Genomic DNA, 19,433 nt, shown 5'->3' with positions numbered 1-19,433 from the left:
GTTACATGAACCGAAGTCTCGTCAATATAGCTTTTCAACAGCTTAAGTACTTATAGCTCTTTTACCATGACCTTCTCGCCGTTAAAATCGAGCTCACCATTAAATGTAAAACCGAATTTTTGATACAGGCGCAAAGCATGAATGTTGTTCTCAAAAATGCTTAAATAAATTCTGTTACATGTATATTGCTCAGCAAGGTGATGAATAAGAGCTTCAAGCATCATGCTCCCTAATCCTTGACCTTGAAAACGCTCGTCAATGAAAAATCGGTCAAGCCACACTCTGCCGTTTTTATTTTCTTCATCAAACTCAGGAAACCATCCATACATAGCAAAACCGACTAACTCTCCTTCGTAATAAAGTCCAGCAGGTTTATAATACTGACATTCTGATGCATCCTCTAGACATTGCTTGGTTGATTCTATATATGATATTTGGCTTTTGTGAACATGAAGAGACAGAATAGATTCACGATTCTCTTCAGTTACCGCCTTTATCTCAATATTCATAGTCATTCCCCTTTTTTCTCTTTTTCTGGTAAGGATATAAGATTTTTCAGATAAATTGTTACGCTTTCATCCACATCATGTAGTCTTGTAAGGAACAATGAGTTCTGTAGTTAATCCCCTTACTTTACAATTTGCACAAAACCTTTAATTAAATACTTTTCATAGCCCTGATACTCATCTAACATCACTTTTTCAGTAGAAGAATTCTTGTAATTTTATATTTTTGTCGCGGCAGCTGAGGAGCTGTCTTTTTTTGTAAACCTGTATGGGAGGTCATGCAATACACTACGTGCTCGTTCATAAATTAGTACTTATTTACTTAAATGAAATTCATCTTGATTGAAGCTTGTCCTGTGCAATCTTTTATGGAGAGTATCTTCTTTTTAATGAATGAACAGGTGAATTTTCTGCGCATAAATCCAATTTTTCCGGAAGTTTCGGTAAAAAACAAAACTTTTAGCGCTGTTATTTTACTTTATAATGTAAGCGGTTTCCTATGTAGTATACTTATACTATCGTACATCATTTGAGTGAAACACAGGAAGGATAGAAAAACAGATGAGATACATGAATACTAGACAAAAAGACATTTTGTATCTGTTGTTATCTGAACCTGATGACTATTTAGTCGTGCAAGATTTCGCCGACAGGGTAAAGTGTTCTGAAAAAACGATCAGGAACGATCTGAAAACGATCGAAGGTTATCTGCATGAACATTCTCCTGCTCAGCTCATTCGCAAACCAGGGTTAGGTGTCTATTTAAATATAGAAGAACATGAAAGGGCCCGGTTAACTCAACAATTAGGTACTGAACATTTTGGCTCAAAGCACCAGTCCGATGAAGAAAGAATTCTGCAAATCGCTTATCAATTATTAATGAACCCAAAACATGTTTCAGCAAAAGAAATTGCCGCTCAGCATTTTTTGAATAAGTCTTCCATCAAAAGGGATTTACATGAAATTGAAGAGTGGCTGAAGCGATTTGATCTCAAATTGGTGTCAAAGCAGCGGCTCGGTTTAAAGATTGAAGGAAATGAAAGAAATAAAAGAAAAGCCTTAGCCAGAATCTCTGATTTGATTGATAACTCAGAGTTTACAAGTCAATTTATCAAAAGCAAGTTCTTAAGTCATGAAGTGAAATGTGTGTCGAATGAATTCAAAACATTGCAAAAGCACCATTCTATCTATTTCACAGATGAAACGTTCGAGAATCTATTATTGCATACATTGCTGATGATACGCCGGATCAAAATGAAGCAGCCCATCTCGATTTCGCCAACAGAAATGGCAGCAGTAGAAAAGAAGATAGAATATCAATGGGCAATGACATGTTTAAAACGGCTGGAAGCGGTTTTTGCCATCCGCTTCCCTAGAGAAGAAGCCGTGTATTTAACGCTCCATATACTCGGCGGAAAAGTTCGTTTTCGATCTCGGGGAGAAGAAAAAAAGGTTCTAGAAAATCCCTTACTTCCCATGGTTGTGCGGTATTTAATCGATCGTGTGTCAGAGCTGAAAATGCTTGATTTTCATAATGATCAGGATTTGGTCAATGGATTGAACATCCATCTTAACACAGTGCTAAACCGGCTGAATTACGATCTTTCTGTATCAAATCCAATGCTAAATGACATAAAAAAAATGTACCCCTATCTGTTTCATATGATCATTGACGTTCTGGAAGACATCAATCAAACGTTTGCTCTTTCTATTCCTGAGGAAGAGGCCGCTTATCTGACATTGCATTTTCAAGCTGCGGTCGAACGTTTGCACCACAGCAGCGAGAAGCGTAAAAAGGCAATCATCGTCTGCCACATGGGCATTGGAATGTCACAATTGCTGCGGACAAAAATTGAACGGAAATTTCATCAAATCGCTGTGAAGGCCTGTATTGCAAAAGCTGATTTAGCAGATTACACAACAAAGCATGGGGACATAGATCTTGTCATTTCCACGATAGCGCTGGAACATGTGCCGATTCCTCATATTGTTGTATCACCGCTGTTGGAGCCTTCTGATGAGAAGAAACTAAGTGTATTTATGGATCAGGTTGACGAATCCCAACGCCAAACACAAAAAACGTTTAAGATGCTGAACAATACGACTCCTTTCTTAGTTTTTTTGCAGCAAGAGTCAGTTCATCGCTATAAGCTGATTGAACAGATGGCAATGGTTTTATACGAGAAAGGCTATGTGGAGAAGGAGTATGCCATTCATGCTGTGATGAGAGAAAAAATGTCGGCGACAAACATTGGGGCTGGCATTGCGATTCCTCATGCAAACTCTAAATTGATTAAACAATCAGCCATTGCGATTGCCACATTAAAAGAGCCGCTTGATTGGGGGGCTGAAAAAGTGTCGCTCGTCTTTATGCTGGCTGTCAAACACGAGGATCAAAACATGACAAAGCAATTGTTCCATGAACTGTCATATCTATGCGAGCAGCCGGCATTCATTCATAAGCTGACGAAAGAAACAAATGTTATGACATTTTTATCTTATTTGAATTATTAAAAGCGGGGCTTTGATGCCCTGCTTTTTTTGTATATGGAAAAATGCCGGTTTTTCCGGAATTAACGGTAAAAAACAGCGCTTTTACAAGCATGATTTTGATATACAGTTGTTACAGGCCTTATGAATCATACTTTAAAGGAGGACTCGTATGAAACTGTTAGCGATTACATCATGTCCGAATGGAATTGCCCATACATATATGGCGGCGGAAAATCTTCAAAAAGCTGCCGACAGATTAGGCGTTCAAATGAAAGTCGAGACCCAAGGCGGAATCGGGGTGGAAAATGAGCTGACCGAAGAGGAGATTCGTGAAGCAGACGCGATCATTATCGCTGCAGACCGCTCGGTAAACAAAGACCGATTTATAGGAAAAAAGCTGTTGTCTGTCGGGGTTCAGGATGGTATCCGCAAACCGGAAGAATTGATTCAAAAAGCACTTAGCGGCGATGTGCCGGTCTACCGTTCAGCTTCAAAATCGGAAGCCGGCAATCAACAGGAGAAAAAACAAAATCCGATTTACCGTCATTTAATGAACGGTGTTTCTTTTATGGTTCCATTCATCGTCGTCGGCGGATTATTGATAGCGGTTGCATTAACGCTTGGAGGTGAGAAAACACCGAAAGGCTTAGTCATTCCGGATGAATCTTTTTGGAAAACGATTGAACAGATCGGAAGTGCCTCATTCTCATTCATGATCCCGATTTTGGCCGGATATATCGCGTACAGCATCGCTGATAAGCCCGGGCTTGTACCAGGAATGATCGGCGGATATATTGCAGCGACGGGAAGCTTTTACGGAAGTGCAAGCGGCGCCGGTTTTCTCGGCGGCATCATCGCCGGTTTTTTGGCGGGGTATGCTGCCCTTTGGGTCAAAAAATTAAAGGTTCCAAAAGCGATTCAGCCGATTATGCCGATTATTATTATTCCAGTGTTCGCTTCACTAATTGTAGGTTTGGCGTTTGTGTTTTTGATCGGTGCACCTGTAGCCCAAATTTTCGAATCTTTAACGGTATGGCTGGCGGGTATGAAAGGTTCGAGCTCCATCCTGCTGGCATTGATTTTAGGCGCAATGATTTCATTTGATATGGGAGGCCCCGTAAACAAGGTGGCATTCCTGTTCGGATCGGCCATGATCGGAGAAGGAAACTATGAAATTATGGGACCGATTGCCGTCGCCATTTGTATACCGCCGATCGGCCTAGGGATTGCCACGTTTTTCGGAAAAAGGAAATTTCAGGAGTCGGAAAGAGAAATGGGAAAAGCATCATTTACCATGGGACTCTTCGGCATCACTGAAGGAGCCATTCCATTCGCGGCACAAGATCCGCTTCGCGTCATTCCGGGGATTATGGCAGGTTCTATGATTGGTTCTGTGATCGCTATGATCGGCAATGTCGGAGACAGAGTAGCGCACGGCGGGCCTATAGTGGCAGTACTAGGCGCCGTTGATCATGTATTGATGTTTTTTATTGCAGTGATTGCCGGATCTCTTACCACCGCTCTTTTAGTTAATGTACTAAAAAAAGATATTCCGGTTTCTTCACCCGCCGGGCTGAGTGAAGCTGCAGCATCGAATGACGCTCCCCAACAGTACAATGAAGCGGAAAGCAGACAGATGGAGAAGACGGATATTAACAAGCTGACAGACATTATGAGTATAGATCTTATTGAACCAACATTATCAGGCGAAACCAGAGATGACATTATCGATGAAATGATTCAAAAATTGTCCCGCACAGGTATGCTGCATTCAGAGAGCGGTTTTAAACAAGCGATCATGAATCGCGAACAAGAGGGGACAACGGCGATTGGCATGAATATTGCGATCCCGCACGGGAAGTCTGATGCCGTCAAGAAGCCTAGTATAGTGTTTGGAATCAAACGATCAGGCATTGACTGGAACAGTCTTGATGGATCAGAAGCAAAGTTAATCTTTATGATCGCTGTACCGAAAGATAGCGGAGGGAACCAGCATCTGAAACTGCTGCAAATGCTATCTCGAAAACTGATGGATGACAACTATAGGGAAAGGCTGCTTTCTGTCCAGACAAAAGAAGAAGCATACAAACTCCTGGATGAAATCATATAAAGCGGGGGATTTTCATGATGACTGAACCGTTATTTTTCAAGCCTGTTTTCAAAGAAAAGATTTGGGGCGGCACCGCTTTGGCTGCTTTCGGCTATGACATTCCGTCAGAACGAACGGCGGAATGCTGGGCTTTTGCAGCACATCAAAATGGGCAAAGTATTGTTCAAGACGGGATATACAAGGGGCTCACGCTCAGCGAATTATGGGAACATTACCGGCATTTATTCGGACATCTGAAGGGGGACCGCTTCCCTCTTCTCACGAAAATTTTGGATGCCAATCAAGACTTATCCGTTCAGGTGCATCCGAAAGATGAGTATGCAAAAACGCGTGAAAAAGGAGAGCTCGGAAAAACAGAATGCTGGTATATCATAGACTGCCAAGAAGATGCAGAAATCGTTTATGGCCACAACGCAAAAACAAAGGGAGAACTCATCTCGATGATAGAAGGTGGAAAATGGGACAAGCTCCTGCGCCGCGTAAAGGTAAAACCGGGGGATTTCTTCTATGTGCCAAGCGGCACCGTTCATGCGATTGGGAAAGGAATTCTCATTTTAGAGACGCAGCAGAATTCGGATACAACCTACAGATTGTATGATTATGGCCGGAAAGATACAGAAGGCAATTTGCGTGAGCTCCATTTGGAAAAAAGCATAGAAGTGATAGACGTACCATTTGCGCCAGAGCAGCAAACGGTTCAATATAAACAAACAGATGATTTGCACATAGCCGTATTGATTGAGTGCCCTTATTTTTCAGTGGAGAAGTGGGAGTTAACAGGATCAGCAAATTTAAAACAGCAAAAATCATTCCTTCTTGTCAGCGTCCTCGAAGGAGAAGGCCGGATAATCTCCGGCGAGCGTACATATGACTTTAAAAAAGGAGATCATATGTTGCTGCCTTACGGGTTTGGGGAATTCAAACTCACAGGGGATGCGGAGTGTATCGTATCTCATCTGTAAAATAAAACTTTATACCAGTTTCATTTTTTAAGATTGATATAAAGAACGAACCAAAGTGATCTCATTTTGAGCTAATTGAATGTTTCAATATAAAAAGATACCAGCTGGTATCTTTTTTCACATTCACTCACTATGACACCCCTTCGTTGGTTTCTTTTATCTTATCTGCTATTGGGAGTATGATGTCCAGCAGACTAACTGTAGACAACAATCACGTTGCTAAAGACAACCTATAAAAGCTGCTTCAATTTTATATGGACCAAAAGAGAAGAAAACGAAATGTGTTTCTGAATGATTTGTTTATAAAAAACAAGCTATCCTATTAAAACCCATTTTATTTCATGTGCAAAATCATCTTTGGGCTGTCACGTTCGCTATTTCAAATGTTTCTTTCCCCAAACTGAACATTTGATCTGACAAGTTTTATAGGTAAGAATGTAAAGGATGATCTACATGAAATATGATAAAGTATTTTTTATGTGATAGTTGATGAAAGAATATTTTGATAAGAGGTGTATTTATGAAGTTGGATGAATTTGAGATTGGACAAGTATTTCATACAAAGTCTTTTAGGGTAACAAAAGAAAATGTAATGAGGTTTGCGGAAGAATTTGACCCTCAATATATGCATGTAGACGAGGAAAAAGCGAATAAAGGCAGATTTAATGGAATCATCGCTTCTGGCATACAAACGTTAGCCATTTCATTTAAGCTCTGGATTGAAGAGGGGTTCTATGGCGACGATATTATTGCTGGAACAGAGATGAATCATATTAAATTCATAAAACCCGTGTATCCAGATGATGAATTGCATACAGTTGTTGAGGTAGTGGATAAAAAACCAAAGAAAAGTGGAACGGGAATACTTACTGTATTGTTATTTACTTATAATCATAAAGAAGAAAAAGTATTCGAAGGTGAGTTATCAGTATTGATTAAGCAATAAATAATGTAACATTAAAGGTTTGTGATCACCAATTGATCAAACGATGAGAGTATAATTAAGATATGCTTTTTGGACTTACAATGTTAAGAGCTCATCTTAGAAAAAAACATACCAAATACGATTGGTATGTTTTTTTATTCATTCATGTAATGACATGAAGCAGGGTACCGATACCGTGCATCAAGACAGAAAGGAAATTAGAACTTTTTAATCTCCTTTAACATCTTTATTTTGCTTCCTTTTATGTAGGTGAAACATACCCCGCTGACAGTAACCATTCCGCCTAGCAGTGAAATAAGTGAAGGCATTTCGCCTATCCACACCCAGGAAATCACCAGCGTCAAAGCCGGTGTTACATAAAGTGAAATCGTTGCTTCAGAAGCACCGACGATTGAAGTTACATATGCAAGCGCAAAGTATGGGATGACCGTCGGGAATAAACCTAAGTAAACGATAGACAATGTGGAGTTCATTGAGGCATTTACAAACTCCCCCCATAAGCCTGGAAGAAAAACAAGCATTGGTAAGGATGCACCCCAAATCGTGAACGTTACAAATGGAATAAAACCATACTTTTTTATATAACGGGCTTGAAAAACAAAATAAATACTTTCTGCAAAAGCTGCCAGCAGAATGAACAGAATTCCTTTCATTGAAAGCGTATGATCTCCTGTCCCTAATGAAATAAATGACACACCCAATAAACTAATGATAGAGCCAATCCATTTAGAAAAACCAAAATGTTCACCAAAAAACAGTCGAGACAACACCGCAGAAAAGATTGGTGCTGTGGTTACGAGTAAGCTTGCAATCCCGGCACTAACTGTTTTTTCGCCGATATTAAGCAAAATGTGATAGAGTGCAAAACCTAAAAACCCTAATAATAAGATGACAGGGATATCTTTCATGTCAGGTAAGCGCATTTTAGTCAGCACAGCAAAAAGCAACAATGCCATAGATCCGATTAACAAACGAAATAAAGCAAGGTGTTCGGGTGTGTAATATTCCAGACCTACACGAATTCCCGGAAAAGCTGATGCCCACAAACCGATCATAAGACTGTAAGATATGATGAGTTGCACAGTTTTCTTTTTCATGATCTTCACTCCTTCTTTACAAAAACCAACCAGTTATTTAGTGTGTTTTATACTAATAGAGATTTGATAAAATGGCTTCAACCAGTTACACAATTTTTGACCCAACCACTTTAGTTGAAGGAGACTGCTTTTGATGAGCGTTACAGAAGAAAAAACGGTTAGAAAGCTTCCTAAGTACTTACAAATCATTGATTATATAAAAGAGAAAATAGGAAATGGAGAGTGGCCGATTGGAAGTAAGATTCCAAGCCAGCGAACGCTTGCAAAAGACTTTCATGTAAATCGAAGCACGGTTATCACAGCATTAGAGGAATTGATGGCAGATGGGTTGATTGAAGGCAGAATGGGCAAAGGGACAGTTGTCATCAACAATACTTGGACACTGTTGGCTAAGAATTCTGCACCCAATTGGGAGAAATATGTAACTTCGGGAATCCAGCAGCCAAGCCGAAGAATTGTTCAAGAGATCAATAAATCAGAATCAAATTCTGATCTTATACAGCTAAGCAAAGGAGAACTTTCAAATGAGATTTTTCCTTTGTCTGCTATGAAAGAGATTATGGGCAAGGTATCTCAAAACATAGAGGCGTTCGGATATGAGGAACCAAAAGGATACTTGCCTTTAAGAGAGGCATTGAGTGATTATTTAAAAACAATCGGGATTCAGGCTTCACCTTCATCCATTCTTATAGTTTCAGGAGCACTGCAAGCCTTACAGCTTATATCAATGGGGCTTTTGCAAAGAGGTTCAACTGTTTTTCTTGATCAGCCATCTTATCTTTATTCATTACATGTATTTCAATCAGCCGGAATGAATCTGACCGGACTTCCTATGGATAAAGAGGGGCTTTTGCCAAACCATATTCATATGACAAAGGGGGAACGGGGAAGAGCCATATTATATACAAACCCTTGTTTTCAAAATCCGACTGGTATCTTAATGTCAGAAGAGCGGCGGAAAGAAATCCTTGCCGCAAGCGAAAAAACGCAGCTTCCCATTATTGAAGATGACATATATCGTGAGCTGTGGATAGATGACATTCCGCCATATCCTATTAAAACAATAGATAAAAACGGCCATGTGCTATATGTAGGAAGTTTATCGAAAACGCTAAGCCCGGGCTTAAGGATTGGATGGATAGTCGGACCAGAGCCAGTGATTGAACGTTTATCTGACATTAAAATGCAGACAGATTACGGATCGAGTTCGTTGTCTCAAAGAGTAGCGGCGGAATGGTTTACATCTGGCCAATATCAGCGGCATTTAGAACGGGTGAGACATCAATTAAAGATAAGAAGGCAATTTGTTACGAGCGCTTTAGAAACCAATATGAAGAATGCAGCTGTTTGGACTATTCCTAAAGGGGGATTCTTTATCTGGTTAAAAATATTGCCTTCGATCTCTATGAAATTACTTTATAAAAAAGCCTTAACAAAAGGGATTCTTCTCAATCTTGGCAGTATTTATGCTCAGGAAAAAGGCAATTATATTCGCTTGTCATACGCTTATGCATCCCTTGAAGATCTTCAAAAGGGAATTTATGAATTAAGTTTGATCATTAAGGAGCTGGCCAGTAAATAAAAATGCATTCAATGTTGATAGATAGGTTCTTAGAAATTATAAGATGAATATGTAGAGTGGTGGGTGTCTCCTCATCTTACTGGCTATTCTAAAAAGCTCAGAACTCGTTCATTTATGGTTTCAGACTGTTCCAATGATAAAACATGGCCCGCATTTTTGATGATTTCTGCTTCAATTCCAGGCACTAATAAAGATGCGCGCTGTAAGGCTGAATGCGGATCATAAATGACTTCATGTTCACCTAGTAATAATAGAATCGGGACTTTTACTGATTTTAATTCTTCGTCGGTGAAAACATACGGAAATCCGTCGGCTTTAGGGGTTTGCTGTCTTGCTCCATCCTGCCACATAACTCCTGCATGAAACTGCTTCACAAAAAGTGGATGTAACACATTGCGATCTATCATCATCCACTTTAAGAAACTCTCAACTCCATTTGGTTCTGTGAGACTAAGCGCATATTTATAAAAATCGTGATGAAATGGTAAAAATGTTTCCGCTGGGCTAAGAAGAGTTGCACTTTTTACTCTCTCTGGCGCACGTAAAATAAAATTCATAGTATGAAGTCCGCCAAGTGAGAGTCCAATCATGTGAGGCTTTTCGACCCCTAGATAATCAAACACATCAAGAAGCCAATCGGCGTAACCCGTTCTTGTACCACATAAATCTGCAGGAATACTTTTATTCTTATCACCTATGATATCGATTGCATAAGTTCGGTATTTGCTGCTCCAATCCGCAATGTTGGGATACCACATCGTGGAGCTAAATAGTGCCCCGTGAAGCAATACGAGTGGCGGCGCATTCTCTGGTCCGCTTGCAATCACATGCGTTTGACCGAAACGAGTGGATACATAATATGCTTTGTAGGGAACTGGCCAAAGACCGAGGCTTTCATCATAAGTTTGAAAATAGTGAATGCCATTGTCACTTAATTGGGGAAACATTGGTGAATGGTTTGACATGCAAATTTCCTCCCGTCCTTTTTAAAAGAATGTATTGTTACGTGCAGAAAAGTAAAGTAATTGATTATAACAGAACTATTTACAATATAATACAGTTTTCGTTTTGCATCAAATACTAAATGAAATTGGGGATAAATAATTTGATACAGAAGTCTAAGAATACATATAACAGAAATCAATCGTTTCCGAGAAAGTCGCAGTACTTTAACAAACATGCAACAAATACCTTTAGAAACGTTAAGAACAAACCTTATCAGGCTGAAGTATCATACTGAATCATGGTGAGAGCTCTTTACAGAAGTGTCGTTAAAAGAGGGGAATTCTTTTACGGATAGAATAAAAGAGAGAAAGTGATAGGGGGGGACAGTTTGCAGGAGATAAAAGAAGAACAATATAGTGATGCCAAAACATTGATACATCATAAAGAAACATGTTGCCCGACATTTGTTTATTCAATATTAGAACAAACAATTCCGGGAGTTGTTTATGCAGATGATCAATCGTTTCTGATAGGAACCAGCTCAGGAATTTATTATGTTGCAGGGGATGAAAGGAATCAAAATGTAAATGAATTTATCGTTGAATTATACAAAAAGAGAGCTAAATCCCAAAAAAGAATTACTCTGTTTTCTCCCAATCGCTCATGGGACAGCGTAGTAAAAACTGTACTGCATGATGAATTGAATCAAATGATGCGATATTCGTTTTTTCAACAAATTTCTGCCAAAAAGGCTTTTCAGCTTCCAAAGGGGGTTACATTAAAAAGAATAAATGAGGATATCATTTCAAGCAGCACTGAATTTCAAAAAGCTTATTATGAGGAATATTGGGGTTCAGTCTCGAATTTTTTAAAAAACGGATTTGGATTTGCTGTTTTGTATGACAATTATGTTGTCAGTGAGTGCACTTCTATATTTCTAGGCGGCGATCGTGCAGAAATGGATATCTATACTCACGAAGAATATAGAGGGATGGGGTTCGCTTATATTGCTGGGAGTAAGTTTATAAATGATTGTCTCGAAAATGGCGTCAGCCCTTGCTGGGATTGTGATGTCAGCAACAAATCATCTATTCATTTAGCAAAAAAACTAGGATTTAAGATATCAACCAAATACTCCATCTTTTTTAAAAAATCAGGTTAAAAAAGACCCTTCCAAGGAAGGGCCTTTTCTTGAGCACCAAGCTGACGGAGAATATCATGCTTATTCACATGAACTCTTTTCGCCATTTAAAATGAATATGATTCGCCATCATCCGGCACTAGTACATGAGATGACATGCCTTTTTCATGAATAAAGCCTTTTAATTCTTCTCTGGATAATGCCCAATGGTTGACCGCTTCCATATGGCTCACGATTATTTTTGCATGAGGGGCAGCTTGATGCGTTTCATAGATATCTTCTTTCCCCATGACGAGAGAGCCGCCCTCAAAGAATTGATTGTTTCCTCCGTTCACTACAATGATTTCTGGCTGGTGTGTATCGATCTCTTCTTGGATCGCATCATACCAAACTGTATCTCCGGCTACATATAACGTTTTCTCGCTTTGGTGTTTGAACACGACACCGCATACAAGACCGGCAAGTTTTAAAATATCTCCTCTGCCGTGTTCGCCTTTGGTTTTGATTAATTGAATACCATCAAAGTCTGTGTCGGTTGTGAGAATCTCGACATTTTGAAAACCGGCGTTTCTGACTTCTTTCGCATCTTCTTCATTTTGTACAAACATTTTTATGTCTTTTGGCAACATTTCTTTGGCTGCATCATCAAAGTGATCCAAATGCAAATGAGTGACAATGACTGCATCAAGATTGTTGATGATATGATCCGCTGATGTCGGCAAGCTGACTAAAGGATTTTTTTGGTCTTGTCGTGGTGAATTTGGGAATGGAGGATAAGTGCCCTTTTCTGCTAACATTGGATCTATTAAAAACGTTTTGCCTGCATATTCGACAACAAGTGTGGCATTACGAATTTGTTGAATGTTCATATTAAAACTCCTTTTCTTTGATATACGTATAGCTTATACTATGACCAATCGCCAAATACATGGATGAAATCAAGTCTTTTTGCCGTTTTACTTGAATGTTGAAAGAACCTATTACACATGAACATCGAACGGGCTAGAGTGCATCCTGATTGAAGAGAATGCGGACAACCAAAATAGTACGCGGGTTTTAAAAAAGTGAATGTATTTTTGGAACTCGGACATAGGTGCCAATTTACTTAGCGCATACGATGTTTTCATTTGTTTTTGAAAGGATAGGATATGATGTTGGATCACACGGATATGCAAATAATAGAAGAGTTATCTAAAAACAGCCGCATTACAATGAAAGAATTAGGGGAGAAAGTTCATTTGACGGGCCAAGCCGCTGCATCCAGGGTTGCTAAATTAGAAGATAACGGAGTGATTGAGGGTTATACCATTAAAGTGAATCAAGACAAATTGGGATATTCTATCCATGCCTTGATTAATATCTATACAAAAAGCACGCACCATCAGCCTTATCTTTCCTTTATCAAAACGCAAGAGACATACGTCATCAATAATTATAAAATCAGCGGGGATGGCTGTTATCTTCTGGAATGCAGATTTCCCTCTAACGAATTGCTGGATGAATTTTTGGTAGGCTTAAATCAGCATGTAAACTATAAATTGTCTATTATTATTAATAACATGCAACAATAAAAATGCATAAAGTAAGAATATATAAATGCTAAAAAAACCAAGGGTGTCAGCCTTTGGTTTTTGTTATAAGGCGGAAGGATAATGAAGTTTGATGAAGACATTTAATCAGACTGTGGCGAATCATCCGTAATTGGAATCCATTCTTATTCCAATTAGTATTAACAAATTACGAATATCATCTGGATCTGTGGGGTTCTTTGGAACAGGGAGGCGCTGCACCAGCTGTTCAACTGAATGGCCGACAATTGATGAAAAAAGGCACACAAAGACGTCCAATCACAGGCGCCTTTTTTAATGCAGCTTTTTAGGACTGGGATTTACATTTTCATGATCGATTTCATCAAATAAATTTCGGTTATTTGAATGGGATGGCTGAACATCTTCTTTGATAAAGTCGGGGTGAATGATCTTTTTTAAATCCCTGACTGTTAAAGGCTTGGCTTCATCAATTAATTCTAAGCCTAATAGGCCGTTTGCTTCTAACGTCGCCTTTTTGACATCCTGTAAAGTAGAAACGCCGTGCAGCCTCAATTGCATTTCCAGCTGATCTAACGTCAGTCTCATTCTCTTTAAATTGTCTAAATGTAATTCGCCATCTTCAATGATAATTGTCGCTTTCCCGGTTAACAGCTTTTCAATCAAATTAGACTTTAGCTGAATCCATTCCATAAAAAGGAGTGAGAGCGTAAAAATGACAGCTGCAACTAGTGTTTTTAATAGGCTGTTTTCGATGATCGGCTGAACAATGATGGTTCCGATCGAAATCATGACAACCGTTTGTGCCGAGGTCATTTGCGCAATTGATTTTCTTCCTGAAATTCTAAGCAAAATCACCCCAGATATCATGAGGACAAATGCTTCCCAAGTAAAACTCATCCTACCACCTGACCAGTAATGTAAAGGATTATAACGCCGGAGGCTAAGTGCAGAGCGTCTTTGACCATTTGAACGTTAATATATCCGAAAGCCTGGTTGTTCATTCAGCATGATGAATGACTTTGTATGTTGCCAAGCTGCCCGCATGAGAATAAACAGCGATAAAGTTGCCTTACAGCGGTTCGCGTTCCAAGCGGCTTAGAGCAGGTGAAAAGATTTGTCTTACAATTTTGGACAGGTTGTATAAAAATAAAGCAGATATATGGACATTCTTAAGTCTGGTCCCGTATATTTCAGGCAGGTAAATACCAATCAGCAGGAGGAATGGGATGAAAGAGGTTACTGAATTACTATCACTGAATGCAATAGAGAATTTTATAAACCGTCACCAGTTAAGTTTTATCTATATATCAAGACCAAGCTGTACAGTATGCCACGCAGTTTTGCCGCAGCTCAGAGAATTGCTGGAGCAGTTTCCGCATATCAAACTAGGACACGTTAATGCTGACAGTGTGGAGGAGGTTGCCGGCAGATTTTCGGTCTTCACCGTCCCCGTTCTTCTTTTATTTATTGAGGGTACTGAATTTCTGAGAGAAGCGCGTTTCGTGCATTTTGAACAGCTGGAACAGAAATTAAAAAGAGTTTATCAATTATATGAGGAATAAAATGTGCAGCTAAACGAACATGGCTTCAAGTCATGTTCGTTATGTTTTTATGAAGGAAGCAGATGGATATGAAATTCATTGACATAAAATCCAAATTCATGAAATAATACTCATAAGTAACGTTACTGAAAAGTATCTTTTTGTGGAGGCTGATCCGATGTGAAAAGCAGAAAAGGACGTAAAGGGGAGGAGAGCCGGAAACGATTGCTCAAAGCTGCTGCACATGAATTTTCGATTCGGGGATTTCATGAAACGAAGGTAAGTGCCATTGTGAAAAGAGCTGGACTGACGCAGCCTTCCTTTTATCTGTACTTTCAAAGTAAAGAAGCCATCTTTGAGGAGTTAATCAACGATTTCCACTCTCGCTTAAGAAAGCTGACAGAATCACTTCTCCTGGAAACCGGATTACATGCGAACGATGTAACAAACGGAGTGCTCTCTGCTGTGGAAGCTGTTTTTCAGTTTCTGGCGGAGGACAAGGATTTAACAAGGATCGGTTTTTTTCTCAATCCAGAAGCGAAACAATTGAAACAAGATGTGGCGATGGTTTTGAAAGACAACTTAGAAGCAGAACAGCGCCTTGGCTATTTTCGTTCCGAATTGGAAATGGAAACCGTGGCGGAATGCTTGATCGGCATGATTGAACATTTGACCGATTCATATTTGTTAACCGGAATCAAAGATCCGGCAAGTCTCGCCGAGCCGGTTGTCAATCTCTTAATATACGGGATGCTTCCAAAAGGGAGTGACGCAAGATGATATCTATGATCATGAAAGTCAGTTTGGCAGCTTTTATGCTCGCAGGAGGCATCATAAAGGTGTTCCGCGTGCCCTTTCAAGTGGAGCATTGGCGGCATTATCAATATCCGTTATGGTTTCTGACTGTTACTGGTATTCTTGAAATAGCGGGGGCATTTGCTATGACAGCGGGAATTTGGAATCGGTATGCAGCATTTGGGGCAGGCGTCCTGTTTGTCGTTCTCATGGCGGGAGCGGTTCATGCGCACATTGTTCGAGCGCGCCAATCAGTACTCATGACGATCCCTGCAATGATCTGTTTGATTGTTTCTATCATTATAATCATTTGGGAGTCCACGTAAGCTATTCACTTAACAAACCAATTTGCAGGAAACCCCCTTCTCTTATCGAATAATAGAAAATAGATCTTCATTTGTACGTTATTCGTCCGGCACCAGCTGGACTTTTTTTCATAAAGGAGGAATACAGGATGGCATTAACTTTGGAAGACATGACTGTGGAGGAGTTCGAAGCATTTCGCGGGATGTCCGTGCAAAATTATGCGAAACAAAACATACAATCGGGAACTTGGACGGAAAAAGAGGCGTTTGAGAAATCGGAGCAGGCATATGAGAAAATGATTCCGAATGGACGAAACAGCAGCAATCATTTCTTTTGGAACATCATAAATGAAGAAGGGGAAAGGATGGGCTGGCTCTGGCTGTATGCTGATCCGCTTCATCCGCAAAAGGAAGCGTTTATCTATTCCTTTGGATTGTATGAAGCCTTTCGCGGTAAAGGGCTGGCTCAATTGGCGCTTCAAAGTCTGGATGAAAGAGCAAGAGAGCTTGGGGCGGAAAGACTTGCTCTCCATGTGTTTGCGCATAACGAGACAGCCGTTTATCTTTATCAGAAGATGGGATATGCCATGACCAATATACGTATGCGGAAACAGCTGTGCTGATAATAGCTGCTTATTTAAGCGGTTTCCCAAACACAATATGCCAATGCAGATGTTTAGAGTCCTGGTAAGCTCCTAAGTTGGTGATCACACGGCATGCACCTTTTTCTTCCGTCACTATGGAAGCGACCTTTTGAATGACACCCATTCAGATCATGGTCGTTCTCTTCCAGGGTGATCATGAGGAGATATGTTTCTTCGGGACAGCCACAATATGGACTGGATAAAAAGGGTTTGTATGATAGTAAGCCAATACGTTATCTGCCTCTAATACCTTATTTGCTCCGTTTTGCCGCTAAATACGTCATCACAGTAAAAGTCTTCAGTCATATGATCCATCCTCACTTTATTTCATTTTCTCTTCGGCTTTTCTTCATTACCTCTCTTCTATATATGAGAAGTTTCCATCTGAACGATCAGGGGCCGCACACCCTTGGTATTTTTTTGCCCCTGAACCCTTAGTCATTGCAGGCTTAATCGACGGCTAAAGGAGAGGTCTGCTTTACACACAGCAAAAAAAGATTGACCTCAAAAATGTAAGGGGTTACAATTGAAACCAATTAGGAAAGACTTTCCCTATCTTAAACGTTTTTAAAAATATTTTTAGGGATTATTTTTTATTCTATAATGATATTTAAAGAGAAAGACTTTCCTTATTTTCGCAGAATGGGAGTGGTACTGATGGGGAATGTACAGGTTGGGCTATTAGGTGCGGGACGGATGGGAGCTTTTCACGGAGAAAGTATTGCGTTCCGTGTGAAAGGAGCAGATTTGTATGCGGTTGCAGATCCGGTTCCGGGGAATGCAGAGGCATTTGCAAAAAAGCTCGGCTCAAATATTAAAGCGTTTACGGATCCGTTAGACATGCTGGAGCATCCGGCTATTGATGCGGTCATCATTGCGTCGCCAGCAAGGACGCATGCCGCAAACATTATTGCAGCGGCAAAGAAGGGGAAAGCTGTATTTTGCGAGAAACCGATGGCTGTTACGCTGGAAGAAGCGGATGAGGTCATCAGAGCAGTAAATGAAGAATCTGTTCCGCTCCAGGTCGGTTTTAACAGACGTTTCGCTAAAGGCTTTCGCAGTGCATATGAAGAAATCCGTGCAGGAAAAATCGGCACACCACAGTTAATGCGTTCCATCACAAGAGATCCGGCACTCGGCGATCCGACTTCAATTCCTCAATGGACGATTTTTTTAGAGACGCTGATTCATGATTTTGATACCTTACTCTTTCTCAATCCAAATGCAAAGCCAATTGAAGTCTATGCCGCGGCCGATGCTCTTGTCAGACCTGATTTTAAAGACAAAGGATTTTTGGATACTGCAGTTGTCACGATCAAATTTGATAACGGAGCGATTGCAACAGCGGAAGCGAACTTCCAAGCCGTTTATGGATATGATGTCCGCGGAGAAGTGTTCGGATCTGAAGGTATGCTGACCATCGGAGATATCCGCTATACAAACATGACAAGGTATAATAAAGACGGAGTCAGCTACAACACGATTCGCTACGATCAGGACTTATTATTTGATGCTTATGTTGATGAGTTACAATCATTTGTGGATGCCGTTCGAAATCATAAGCCAACCTTAGTTACAGGCGAAGATGCGCGTGCGGCACTTGCCATTGCCGCAGCTTGTATAGAATCTTACAAAACGAAGCGGCCTGTTACACTAAAAAACGGAGTGCCGCAAACGGTTTGAGTTTTTGATAGAAGAAGCTCCTTTTTAAAAAGAAATTCTGGTAAGCATTCGTTTATACTAGAGAGGATCTATTTTATAAAGGTGGCCTTCTTATGAAAACAACCATTTATGATGTTGCTAAGGAAGCAAACGTTTCAATCTCTACGGTTTCAAAGGTTCTTAATAACACCGGCAATATAAGTGAAAAAACGAAAAATAGAATTTGGAAAGTGATTGAGGAGCTTCAATATCAGCCAAGTGTTGTGACTTCAGCCAGAAAAATGATGAAGACCATCGGGCTGCTCATTCCTGACATCGCCAATCCGTTTATGGCCGAACTGGCCAGAGCCGTGGAGGACAGCGGCCGTAAAAAGGACTTCAGTGTCATCATATGCAGTACGGACAATCATTCGCTGAGAGAAGAAGAATATATCACCATGCTGAAGCAAAAGCATGTAGACGGCATTATTGTGGCGACGGGTCTCAAGAACAGTCAGGCGATACGCGAGCTGATTGAAAGCGACATGCCGGTTGTCATGCTGTCGAGAGATATACCGCATCTGCCTGTAGACACTGTAGTGGCGGATGATTTTAAAGGGGGATACGAGGCAGCTGTCCATTTAGCCCATTTAGGGCATACAAATATAGCTGTCATAGCAGAAAAGATTAACAATACATCCATTAAAAATCGTGTCATCGGCTTTAAAGAAGGACTGCAGGTTTCAGGAATCCAAATCGATGAATCAGCCATTCTGGACTGTCCATATGACTTGTCAGCCAGTAAAGACATCAGTTTAAAGCTGCTTAATCAAAAACATAGGCCGACAGCTGTCTTTGTGACGACTGAGCTGCTTGCTTTAGGCGTTTTACAGGCTGCTAGGCAGCTTCACATTTCTATTCCTTCATCTCTTTCTCTAGTTGGGTTTGACAACAGCATCCTTGCAAAGATCAGTGATCCCCAATTGACGACTATCGCACAGCCGACTGAAGAAATGGGAGAAAAGGCAATCGAACTGCTGATGGACGGCATGGCCGATTCAAAACAAAAGAAAGTGATACAGCGTGTGATGCTGTCTCCTTCATTAATCGTGCGGAATTCAACGGCGTCACTGTTATGACCCTGTATTTTGGGGGATCTTTCTCTTAAACGAAGG

The 19,433-nt window shown here is 40.3% G+C and carries 18 protein-coding genes and 1 pseudogene; 13 read left to right on the top strand and 6 right to left on the bottom strand.

Going from position 1 to position 19,433, the window contains the following annotated elements:
* Positions 1–50: 50 nt before the first annotated feature.
* Complete coding sequence (locus H7F27_RS17970; RefSeq protein ID WP_024120349.1) at positions 51–509, bottom strand: spermine/spermidine acetyltransferase; 459 nt, start codon at positions 507–509, stop codon at positions 51–53.
* A gap of 558 nt (positions 510–1,067) precedes the next feature.
* On the opposite strand from H7F27_RS17970, the gene H7F27_RS17965 reads away from it, so the two are divergent.
* From H7F27_RS17965 to H7F27_RS17950, 4 genes are all read left to right on the top strand, one after another.
* Positions 1,068–3,020, top strand: a complete 1,953-nt coding sequence (locus H7F27_RS17965) for a mannose transport/utilization transcriptional regulator ManR (RefSeq protein WP_185848250.1) — start codon at positions 1,068–1,070, stop codon at positions 3,018–3,020.
* 148 nt (positions 3,021–3,168) lie between these two features.
* Positions 3,169–5,109 carry a PTS fructose transporter subunit IIABC gene (locus H7F27_RS17960; RefSeq protein ID WP_103671985.1) on the top strand — a complete coding sequence of 647 codons (1,941 nt, stop codon included), beginning with the start codon at positions 3,169–3,171 and terminating at the stop codon, positions 5,107–5,109.
* 14 nt (positions 5,110–5,123) lie between these two features.
* Positions 5,124–6,071 (top strand): mannose-6-phosphate isomerase, class I, encoded by a 948-nt coding sequence (gene manA / locus H7F27_RS17955; protein ID WP_103671986.1) that lies wholly within the window; start codon positions 5,124–5,126, stop codon positions 6,069–6,071.
* Between the two features lie 520 nt (positions 6,072–6,591).
* Positions 6,592–7,017, top strand: a complete 426-nt coding sequence (locus H7F27_RS17950; RefSeq protein WP_095714176.1) for a MaoC family dehydratase — start codon at positions 6,592–6,594, stop codon at positions 7,015–7,017.
* 197 nt (positions 7,018–7,214) lie between these two features.
* Here the strand turns inward: H7F27_RS17950 and H7F27_RS17945 are convergent, their stop codons facing one another.
* Entirely contained in the window at positions 7,215–8,114 is a 900-nt protein-coding gene (locus H7F27_RS17945) for a DMT family transporter (RefSeq protein ID WP_103671987.1), read from the bottom strand.
* A gap of 133 nt (positions 8,115–8,247) precedes the next feature.
* Between H7F27_RS17945 and H7F27_RS17940 the strand changes: the two genes are divergently transcribed.
* Positions 8,248–9,696, top strand: a complete 1,449-nt coding sequence (locus tag H7F27_RS17940) for a MocR-like pyridoxine biosynthesis transcription factor PdxR (protein WP_103671988.1) — start codon at positions 8,248–8,250, stop codon at positions 9,694–9,696.
* An 83-nt stretch (positions 9,697–9,779) separates the two neighbouring features.
* On the opposite strand, the gene H7F27_RS17935 is transcribed toward H7F27_RS17940, so the two are convergent.
* Entirely contained in the window at positions 9,780–10,661 is an 882-nt protein-coding gene (locus H7F27_RS17935; RefSeq protein WP_024120356.1) for a carboxylesterase, read from the bottom strand.
* Positions 10,662–11,029: 368 nt separating this feature from the next.
* Here H7F27_RS17935 and H7F27_RS17930 point away from each other — a divergent pair, with 368 nt between their 5' ends.
* On the top strand, positions 11,030–11,803 hold the full coding sequence (locus H7F27_RS17930) for a GNAT family N-acetyltransferase (protein WP_185848249.1): 774 nt from the start codon (positions 11,030–11,032) through the stop codon (positions 11,801–11,803).
* Between the two features lie 86 nt (positions 11,804–11,889).
* Here H7F27_RS17930 and H7F27_RS17925 read toward each other — a convergent pair whose 3' ends face one another.
* Positions 11,890–12,651: an MBL fold metallo-hydrolase gene (locus tag H7F27_RS17925; RefSeq protein ID WP_185848248.1), complete on the bottom strand. Its 762-nt coding sequence runs from the start codon at positions 12,649–12,651 to the stop codon at positions 11,890–11,892.
* Between the two features lie 282 nt (positions 12,652–12,933).
* Here H7F27_RS17925 and H7F27_RS17920 point away from each other — a divergent pair, with 282 nt between their 5' ends.
* The gene (locus tag H7F27_RS17920) at positions 12,934–13,353 is read left to right on the top strand and encodes an Lrp/AsnC family transcriptional regulator (RefSeq protein ID WP_024120359.1); all 420 of its coding nucleotides are present in this window, start codon (positions 12,934–12,936) and stop codon (positions 13,351–13,353) included.
* Positions 13,354–13,644: 291 nt separating this feature from the next.
* Here H7F27_RS17920 and H7F27_RS17915 read toward each other — a convergent pair whose 3' ends face one another.
* Complete coding sequence (locus H7F27_RS17915; protein ID WP_185848247.1) at positions 13,645–14,229, bottom strand: DUF421 domain-containing protein; 585 nt, start codon at positions 14,227–14,229, stop codon at positions 13,645–13,647.
* A 329-nt stretch (positions 14,230–14,558) separates the two neighbouring features.
* Here H7F27_RS17915 and H7F27_RS17910 point away from each other — a divergent pair, with 329 nt between their 5' ends.
* From H7F27_RS17910 to H7F27_RS17895, 4 genes are all read left to right on the top strand, one after another.
* Positions 14,559–14,894 carry a thioredoxin family protein gene (locus H7F27_RS17910; protein WP_024120361.1) on the top strand — a complete coding sequence of 112 codons (336 nt, stop codon included), beginning with the start codon at positions 14,559–14,561 and terminating at the stop codon, positions 14,892–14,894.
* A 159-nt stretch (positions 14,895–15,053) separates the two neighbouring features.
* Positions 15,054–15,653 (top strand): TetR/AcrR family transcriptional regulator, encoded by a 600-nt coding sequence (locus H7F27_RS17905; RefSeq protein WP_101860711.1) that lies wholly within the window; start codon positions 15,054–15,056, stop codon positions 15,651–15,653.
* Positions 15,650–15,994 carry a DoxX family protein gene (locus H7F27_RS17900; RefSeq protein WP_024120363.1) on the top strand — a complete coding sequence of 115 codons (345 nt, stop codon included), beginning with the start codon at positions 15,650–15,652 and terminating at the stop codon, positions 15,992–15,994. Before H7F27_RS17905 ends, H7F27_RS17900 begins: the two co-directional genes overlap by 4 nt.
* Before the next feature lie 128 nt (positions 15,995–16,122).
* A complete protein-coding gene (locus H7F27_RS17895) occupies positions 16,123–16,596 on the top strand; it encodes a GNAT family N-acetyltransferase (protein WP_185848246.1) in 474 nt (157 codons plus the stop codon).
* Positions 16,597–16,606: 10 nt separating this feature from the next.
* On the opposite strand, the pseudogene H7F27_RS21165 reads toward H7F27_RS17895, so the two are convergent.
* Positions 16,607–16,923 (bottom strand): annotated as a pseudogene (locus H7F27_RS21165) (HIT domain-containing protein).
* 351 nt (positions 16,924–17,274) lie between these two features.
* On the opposite strand from H7F27_RS21165, the gene H7F27_RS17885 reads away from it, so the two are divergent.
* Together H7F27_RS17885 and H7F27_RS17880 are read left to right on the top strand one after the other, a co-directional pair.
* A complete protein-coding gene (locus H7F27_RS17885) occupies positions 17,275–18,300 on the top strand; it encodes a Gfo/Idh/MocA family oxidoreductase (RefSeq protein WP_024120365.1) in 1,026 nt (341 codons plus the stop codon).
* 92 nt (positions 18,301–18,392) lie between these two features.
* A complete protein-coding gene (locus H7F27_RS17880) occupies positions 18,393–19,397 on the top strand; it encodes a LacI family DNA-binding transcriptional regulator (RefSeq protein WP_101860709.1) in 1,005 nt (334 codons plus the stop codon).
* Positions 19,398–19,433 lie beyond the last annotated feature (36 nt).

The sequence above is a fragment of the Bacillus sp. PAMC26543 genome, assembly GCF_014250375.1.
Lineage (GTDB): Bacteria > Bacillota > Bacilli > Bacillales > Bacillaceae > Bacillus > Bacillus halotolerans.
The sequence above is the reverse complement of the archived record's forward strand: the minus strand, read 5'-3'. Positions and strand labels throughout refer to the sequence as shown.

Bases quoted from the DNA above. Each gene is read 5' to 3' on its own strand.
- H7F27_RS17950 (WP_095714176.1), top strand. From the start codon at position 6,592: ATGAAGTTGGATGAATTTGAGATTGGACAAGTATTTCATACAAAGTCT.
- H7F27_RS17970 (WP_024120349.1), bottom strand. From the start codon at position 509: ATGAATATTGAGATAAAGGCGGTAACTGAAGAGAATCGTGAATCTATT.
- H7F27_RS17915 (WP_185848247.1), bottom strand. From the start codon at position 14,229: ATGAGTTTTACTTGGGAAGCATTTGTCCTCATGATATCTGGGGTGATT.
- H7F27_RS17960 (WP_103671985.1), top strand. From the start codon at position 3,169: ATGAAACTGTTAGCGATTACATCATGTCCGAATGGAATTGCCCATACA.
- H7F27_RS17940 (WP_103671988.1), top strand. From the start codon at position 8,248: ATGAGCGTTACAGAAGAAAAAACGGTTAGAAAGCTTCCTAAGTACTTA.
- H7F27_RS17895 (WP_185848246.1), top strand. From the start codon at position 16,123: ATGGCATTAACTTTGGAAGACATGACTGTGGAGGAGTTCGAAGCATTT.
- manA (WP_103671986.1), top strand. From the start codon at position 5,124: ATGATGACTGAACCGTTATTTTTCAAGCCTGTTTTCAAAGAAAAGATT.
- H7F27_RS17885 (WP_024120365.1), top strand. From the start codon at position 17,275: ATGGGGAATGTACAGGTTGGGCTATTAGGTGCGGGACGGATGGGAGCT.
- H7F27_RS17935 (WP_024120356.1), bottom strand. From the start codon at position 10,661: ATGTCAAACCATTCACCAATGTTTCCCCAATTAAGTGACAATGGCATT.
- H7F27_RS17900 (WP_024120363.1), top strand. From the start codon at position 15,650: ATGATATCTATGATCATGAAAGTCAGTTTGGCAGCTTTTATGCTCGCA.
- H7F27_RS17880 (WP_101860709.1), top strand. From the start codon at position 18,393: ATGAAAACAACCATTTATGATGTTGCTAAGGAAGCAAACGTTTCAATC.
- H7F27_RS17910 (WP_024120361.1), top strand. From the start codon at position 14,559: ATGAAAGAGGTTACTGAATTACTATCACTGAATGCAATAGAGAATTTT.
- H7F27_RS17945 (WP_103671987.1), bottom strand. From the start codon at position 8,114: ATGAAAAAGAAAACTGTGCAACTCATCATATCTTACAGTCTTATGATC.
- H7F27_RS17925 (WP_185848248.1), bottom strand. From the start codon at position 12,651: ATGAACATTCAACAAATTCGTAATGCCACACTTGTTGTCGAATATGCA.
- H7F27_RS17920 (WP_024120359.1), top strand. From the start codon at position 12,934: ATGTTGGATCACACGGATATGCAAATAATAGAAGAGTTATCTAAAAAC.
- H7F27_RS17965 (WP_185848250.1), top strand. From the start codon at position 1,068: ATGAGATACATGAATACTAGACAAAAAGACATTTTGTATCTGTTGTTA.